General features: G+C 65.9%; 4 protein-coding genes. 2 read left to right on the top strand and 2 right to left on the bottom strand.

Translation table 11 applies throughout. The features are described 5' to 3' along the window. Window positions 1-240: 240 nt before the first annotated feature. Complete coding sequence (locus tag AWB81_RS39630) at window positions 241-1,527, bottom strand: SGNH/GDSL hydrolase family protein (RefSeq protein ID WP_062643739.1); 1,287 nt, start codon at window positions 1,525-1,527, stop codon at window positions 241-243. A 161-nt stretch (window positions 1,528-1,688) separates the two neighbouring features. On the opposite strand from AWB81_RS39630, the gene AWB81_RS39625 reads away from it, so the two are divergent. After that, window positions 1,689-2,864 carry a methyltransferase gene (locus AWB81_RS39625; RefSeq protein ID WP_062643737.1) on the top strand — a complete coding sequence of 392 codons (1,176 nt, stop codon included), beginning with the start codon at window positions 1,689-1,691 and terminating at the stop codon, window positions 2,862-2,864. 1 nt (window position 2,865) lies between these two features. On the opposite strand, the gene AWB81_RS39620 is transcribed toward AWB81_RS39625, so the two are convergent. Next, the gene (locus AWB81_RS39620) at window positions 2,866-4,131 is read right to left on the bottom strand and encodes a TIGR03862 family flavoprotein (protein ID WP_062643735.1); all 1,266 of its coding nucleotides are present in this window, start codon (window positions 4,129-4,131) and stop codon (window positions 2,866-2,868) included. 161 nt (window positions 4,132-4,292) lie between these two features. Between AWB81_RS39620 and AWB81_RS39615 the strand changes: the two genes are divergently transcribed. Then, window positions 4,293-5,771 carry an MFS transporter gene (locus AWB81_RS39615; protein WP_062643733.1) on the top strand — a complete coding sequence of 493 codons (1,479 nt, stop codon included), beginning with the start codon at window positions 4,293-4,295 and terminating at the stop codon, window positions 5,769-5,771. Window positions 5,772-6,129: the final 358 nt, after the last annotated feature.

The following is a 6,129-nucleotide window of genomic DNA, read 5'->3' as shown; positions in this document are numbered from 1 at the left end:
CAGCAGCTCAACTACCGCCACCACCGCTTCCGTTCTGCGTCGCTGCATCAGCAGCAGAGAAACGAGATTATGAAGAATCTTTTTCCCTCTGTCAACAATTTTTTTCGCTTTCGCTTCCAAATTTGCCGACTTTCGGAACCGCCTGTTCCCTTGGCGGCCTCGTTTTAAAACGAGGAGCCGAATATTAGGTCAACCAGACGCCAATGACAAGAGCATGACGAAAATATTTTTGTCGCCGGCTCAGTGAGCCTGCGCCGACGCCATCGCTTCGATCGGAACCGCCTCCGCCATCGCCGCATATCCGGCGTCACTCGGGTGAATGTGGTCGCCGCTGTCGTAGCGACGCTGAAGCACCTCCGGTCGCGCCGGATCGCGCAGCGCCCGGTCGAAATCGATCACGCCGTCGAATGCACGGCTCGAACGGATCGACTCGTTCACCGCCAGCCTGATCTTTTCCCGCTCCGGCGGCAGTGACGCCGGTGTCAACGTGGCCCCATATATCTTGATGCCGCGCTGGTGTGCCTGCGCGATCAGCCGCTGGTATCCGCGGATCAGCGCATCTGCCGTCACCTCGGTATGGGGGTTGTCACAGTCGAGGCCGGCGCGCGCGGGCATCGCGGCAAAATTGATGTCGTTGATGCCGATCAGCACGACGATCGCGCGCACGCCGGGCTGGCGCAGCGCGTCGCGCTCGAAGCGACCGATCACAGCCTCGCCATAACACGGCGAGTTGCTCAGCAGACGATTACCGCTGATCCCCGCATTGACGACCGCCGTTCCCGGCGCGCCCTTCTCCGCCAGGCGCCGCACCAGTGCGTCGGGCCAGCGCCGGTTCGCATTGAGCGTCGAGCGCATGCCGTCCGTGATCGAATCGCCGATGGCGACGACGCTCTGCGCCGACGAATCGTCGACTGCCAAGTTCGTCAGCCACGCGTACTGCGTGAACCGGGTGCGAAAAGCGTCGGCGGAGGTGTCGGCCGCGTGGTCACCGGGCGTCGAAACGTAGTTGACCTGGCTCGCCACGCGATGCCACGCGACGAGCTTCTGCTCTTTCCCCGCATGAACGCTGACCGCGAGCGGCTGCTTGGCCGACACTTCGAGCGCGACCGGATCGCTGTCGATCTGGCCGCCGGGCGCGATCGTCACGTTCGGACGTCCGCCGAACAACACGGCCCGGTCGGTTCCCGGGCGCGTCGCCGCACTGTTGCCGCCGACCGCGCGCGCGATGTGCACGGTTTCGATCACGAGCGGCGACGTGCCATATACATTACTCAGACGCAGCCGGACGCGTTTGCCGTCGAGTTGCGGATAGACCAGTTGCCGCACGGTCCGGCCGCCGATTTCAGGCGCGCGATAAAGCGGCGGCAGGTCCGCCTGCTGGGGAATCGCCTGCAGGGCGGTCGCCCAGGCGCTCACCCAGTGGCCGCCCGCGGGCGTTTCGGTAGCGTTCTCGGCGAAAGCGGCCGATCCGGCAAGAAACTGCGCGACCAGCATGCCCGCGCTTGCAGCAAGAATTCGAAGCTTCATTCGGTCGTTCAGGGGCGGACAAAACAGCGATTGTGCCTGATCGACGCACCCCGGCGAATATCGCCGGCCGGCTGCTTTTCACCGGATTCCCGGCGGCTCGGCTGAAAAGCCTCAGAATGTAGCCACATATCCGACCGGCCCAACCTCGAATCGACAACCGCATGCAATCGAAGAATTCCGCAACTCACGCCGCCGCCAGCGCCACCCCGCACTCGCTCGAATGGGAGGAAGACGGCGCGAGCCACTCGGCGCGCTGGCGCTCGGAGAGCGGCAATGCGCCGCCGAAGCGCGTCGTGATCGGCGACGACCAGATGACCGCCGATTCTGCCTATCGCCTCGCATGCGAAGGCACGGCGATCCTCTGGCGCGGCGATTTCCAGAACGCCCGCCAGTTGCTGCAGGCGATGGCGCGCCGTATCGAAAACAAGCCGAAAAAGCGCAAGGCGGCCGCAGCGCCCGAGCCTTCTCCCGTCGACCGCTTCAATCTGCATCGGCTCGCGCAGTCGCAGCGCGCCCGCACGCTGGCGATGCTGGTGCTGCCGCTCGACGAGCAATACGCGATTCCGCTGCGTCGCGCGCCAGACGTGCACGACGCCTGCGAGGAAGCCTACGGGCCGTCCGACGGGCCGTCCGTGGTGTCGCTGCGGGAAGTGCTCGGACTTGTCGGCGCGCACGAATGGCGCAGGAAGGGCGTCGAGATCCCGGCGCTCGGCGCACGCATTCATCCTTACTACGGCGTGTTTTCGCCGGTGCGCGGCGAGTACATCAAGCTCGTCGCCGACCAGCCGCTGCCGTCGAAGTCGCTCGCGTTCGATATCGGCACCGGCACCGGCGTCGTCGCGGCGCTCCTGGCGCAGCGCGGCGTCGAACACGTCGTCGCAACCGATATGGATCCGCGCGCGCTCGCCTGCGCGCGTGAGAACGTCGAGCGGCTCGGGCTCGGCAATCAGGTCGACGTGATCGAAGCCGATCTCTTTCCCGATGGCCGCGCGCCACTCGTCGTGTGCAATCCGCCGTGGCTGCCCGCGCGGCCGAGTTCGGCGATCGAGCATGCGATCTACGATCCGGAAAGCCGCATGCTGCGCGGTTTTCTCGACGGCCTCGCCGCCCATTTGACACCCGGCGGCGAAGGCTGGCTGATCCTGTCAGATTTCGCGGAGCATCTCGGCTTGCGCACGCGCGCGCAACTGCAGGAATGGATCGATGCGGCCGGCCTCAAGGTCGACGGACGACTCGACGTAAAGCCGCACCATCCGCGCGCCGCCGACAAAACCGATCCGCTTTTCTCGGCCCGATCGAAGGAGACGACGTCGCTGTGGCGGCTCGTGGCGGCCTGATTCAGGCGCGCGCCGCCTTCAAAGGCTTCAGATAGGCGAGCGCGCCCTCGCCTGCGACAAGTCCGCTCGCGAGGCACGCCGTCAGCAGATAGCCGCCGGTCGGCGCTTCCCAATCGAGCATTTCGCCGGCGCAGAACACGCCGGGGAGCGCGGCGAGCATCAACTGCGCGTCGAGCGATTCGAACGCGACGCCGCCCGCACTGCTGATCGCCTCGGCAATCGGCCGCGGGCGCCGCACGACGAGCGGCAACGCCTTGATGCGCTGCGCGAGCATCGGCGGATCGGCGAATTCCTCCTTGCCGACGCACTCACGCAGCAACCCCGCCTTCACGCCTGCAATGTGCAGCCGGCTTTGCAGATGGCTCGACATCGAGCGCGCGCCGCGCGGATGCGTCACTTCGGCGAGCACACGCGCGGGTGTCATGCCCGGCGCGAGATCGAGCAGGATCGTCGCGCCTTCGCCCGGATTCTGCTTCAGAAGCTCGCGGATCGGCGCCGAGAGCGCATAAACGAGACTGCCTTCGATGCCCGTCGCCGTGATCAGGCACTCGCCGGCGCGCCAGCCGACCGCGCCCGATTCCCGCTCGATGCCGATCGCCACCGACTTCAACGGCTCCCCCGCGAAGCGGCTGCTGAAGTGCTCGCTCCAGTCGACGTCGAAACCGCAGTTCGACGGTTCGAACGGCTGCACGCGAGCCCCGCGTGCTTCCAGAAACGGCACCCAGGCGGCGTCCGAGCCGAGCCGCGGCCAGCTCGCGCCGCCGAGTGCCAGAACGACCGCGTCGGCCTGCACCTGCACTTCGCCTTCGAGCGCGGCGAACACCAGCGCGGACGACGCCCATCCCGTCCAGCGATGCCGCATATGGAACCGGACGCCGGCTCCGCGCAGCCGGTGCAGCCACGCGCGCAGCATCGGCGCCGCCTTCATGTCGGCTGGAAAGACGCGGCCCGAACTGCCGACGAACGTTTCGATGCCGAGGTCATGCACCCATTGCCGCAGCGCATCGGCGTCGAAGCGGCGCAGGAGCGGCGCGATCTGCTCGCTGCGCGCGCCATAACGGGCGAGGAAGGGCCCGGCAGCTTCCGAATGCGTGAGGTTCATGCCGCCCTTGCCCGCCATCAGGAATTTGCGGCCAACCGACGGCATCGCGTCGTAGACGTCGACCTGCACGCCGCCCGCCGCGAGCGCTTCGGCCGCCATCAGGCCAGCCGGCCCGCCGCCAACGACGGCCACGCGTGAAATCTGCTTCGGTTCGGGTGCGGACATGCTTTCGGCTGCGGTTGGAAACGCGACATTGTCGCATTCCGTCGCCCGGGGCCGCGCTCGGCCATAAGTCATCAAATAACAAAAATGAATTTGGCCGGGCGCGCCTGAGCACGTAGCATCGCGCGATCGTTGCCTCGTCAAACTTTTTTTACGGTTCATCCATGTCAGCTTCTATCGCCCCCGAGCGCATCCACGCGCCGGCCTCATCGTCCGCCGCCGATTCGCGGCCCGTCATCCGCAGCGCGGCCGACGTCTCCGATCTCGTCAACCGCGGCGCGGCGGTCGGCAGTGACGCGCGCGTCGTCATCGCGATCGCCCTCGGCGGCGTCTTCCTCGACGCCTACGACCTCGGCGCGCTCGCGTTCGGCGTCAAGGACATCGCCCGCGAGTTCTCGCTCTCGCCGACCGGAACGGGCTTCGTCGCGTCTGCGATCACCTTCGGCGCGATCATCGGTGCGCTGATCGGCGGCTATCTCACCGATAAAATCGGCCGATACCGCGTCTTCATGGCCGACATGTTCTTTTTCGTCATCGCGGCGATCGCGTGCGCGCTCGCGCCGAACGTCTGGGTGCTGGGCGGCTCGCGCTTCGTGATGGGGCTCGGTGTCGGCATCGACCTGCCGGTCGCGATGGCCTTCCTGGCCGAGTTTTCCCGGCTGAAAGGCCGAGGCAACAAGGCCGCCAGCATCGCAATGTGGTGCCCAACGTGGTACGCGGCGATCAGCGTGTCGTACCTGCTCGTGCTCGGACTCTACGCGGTGCTGCCCGAAAGCCACTCTGGCTGGCTGTGGCGCCTGATTCTCGGCTTCGGCGCGGTGCCGGCGATCGTAATCATCGCGATTCGCAGCCGGTATATCAGCGAGTCGCCGGTTTGGGCGGCCAATCAGGGCGATCTCGCCGGCGCCGCCGCAATTCTCAAGCGCTCCTACGGCCTCGACGCGCGCGTCGAAGCGGCGCCCGCAACCGAGGCGCGCGCGCCGCGCAAGGCATCGTGGAGCAATTACGGGGCGCTGCTGCGCGGAGTCTACCTGCGGCGCACCGTGCTCGCGACGATCATCGCGATTGCGTCCTCGTTCGCGTATAACGCGGTGGCATTCGGGCTGCCGGTCATCATTTCGAGCTTCCTCAAGCAGTCGATGCTTACCACCATCCTCGCATCGCTCGCGCTCAACCTGTGCTTTGCGTTCGTCGGCGGACTTATCGCGGTGCGCACGGTGCCGAAGATCGGCGCATGGAAGCTCACGGTCGGCGGTTACGCGTTCCAGCTGGCGGCGCTCGTCGGGCTCGCGATCGTCGGGCGTCCGGCAAACGGCGCGGAAGTCGTCATGGCGATCGCGTTCCTCGCCATGTTTCTGCTCGGACAAGGCTTCGGGCCGGGTTCGCACAGCATGACGTTTGCCTCGCTCAGTTATCCGACTTCGCTGCGCGGCGTCGGCGTCGGCTTCAACCAGACGCTGATGCGCTCCAGTTCGACGGTGTCGCTGTTCCTGTTCCCGGTGCTGTCGGCGGCGCTCGGGACCAAAGTGTTCTGGATCATCGCCGCCGCGCCGCTCGCAGGACTGATCGCGCTGCTTGCGATTCGCTGGGAGCCGTCGGGTTATGACGTCGATGCGGAGGATTTCGAGGCCTCGCGCCGCTGAGTCGTGATTTTGCGTGGGTGTGCGGGGACATGGTTGACACCCCGGTCCGCCACTTAGCCTAGATCGGAGAAGGGTCGCTTCCATGAAGCGGCCCTTTTTTGTTCCTAAACTAATTGGACCGCGGACGGCGCCGCCGCGCACCAACGGGCGCAATGTCTCTCCAGTCTTACCGAACGTCACCCGAGACAAAATTCCTCGGGTCCATCTCAAAAAAAGTTATAAACCGACCGGCCGGTCGGTTTATAATCGCCGCACAGCGACTTACCTTGAGCGAGATCGTCATGTACACCCAATCCCTTGATATCCCCGGCAACGTCCAGCCGATCGGCGTGCAAGCCGATACGAATGCCTCCCCCGA

The sequence above is a fragment of the Caballeronia arationis genome (assembly GCF_001544975.2).
In the GTDB taxonomy this organism is placed as follows: domain Bacteria; phylum Pseudomonadota; class Gammaproteobacteria; order Burkholderiales; family Burkholderiaceae; genus Caballeronia; species Caballeronia arationis.
Note: the sequence above shows the minus strand (reverse complement) of the source record. Positions and strands in the feature narration are given on the sequence as shown.

What these genes read in the sequence shown, in the direction of transcription:
- AWB81_RS39630 (WP_062643739.1), bottom strand. Translation starts at nt 1,527, where the DNA reads ATGAAGCTTCGAATTCTTGCTGCAAGCGCGGGCATGCTGGTCGCGCAG.
- AWB81_RS39625 (WP_062643737.1), top strand. Translation starts at nt 1,689, where the DNA reads ATGCAATCGAAGAATTCCGCAACTCACGCCGCCGCCAGCGCCACCCCG.
- AWB81_RS39620 (WP_062643735.1), bottom strand. Translation starts at nt 4,131, where the DNA reads ATGTCCGCACCCGAACCGAAGCAGATTTCACGCGTGGCCGTCGTTGGC.
- AWB81_RS39615 (WP_062643733.1), top strand. Translation starts at nt 4,293, where the DNA reads ATGTCAGCTTCTATCGCCCCCGAGCGCATCCACGCGCCGGCCTCATCG.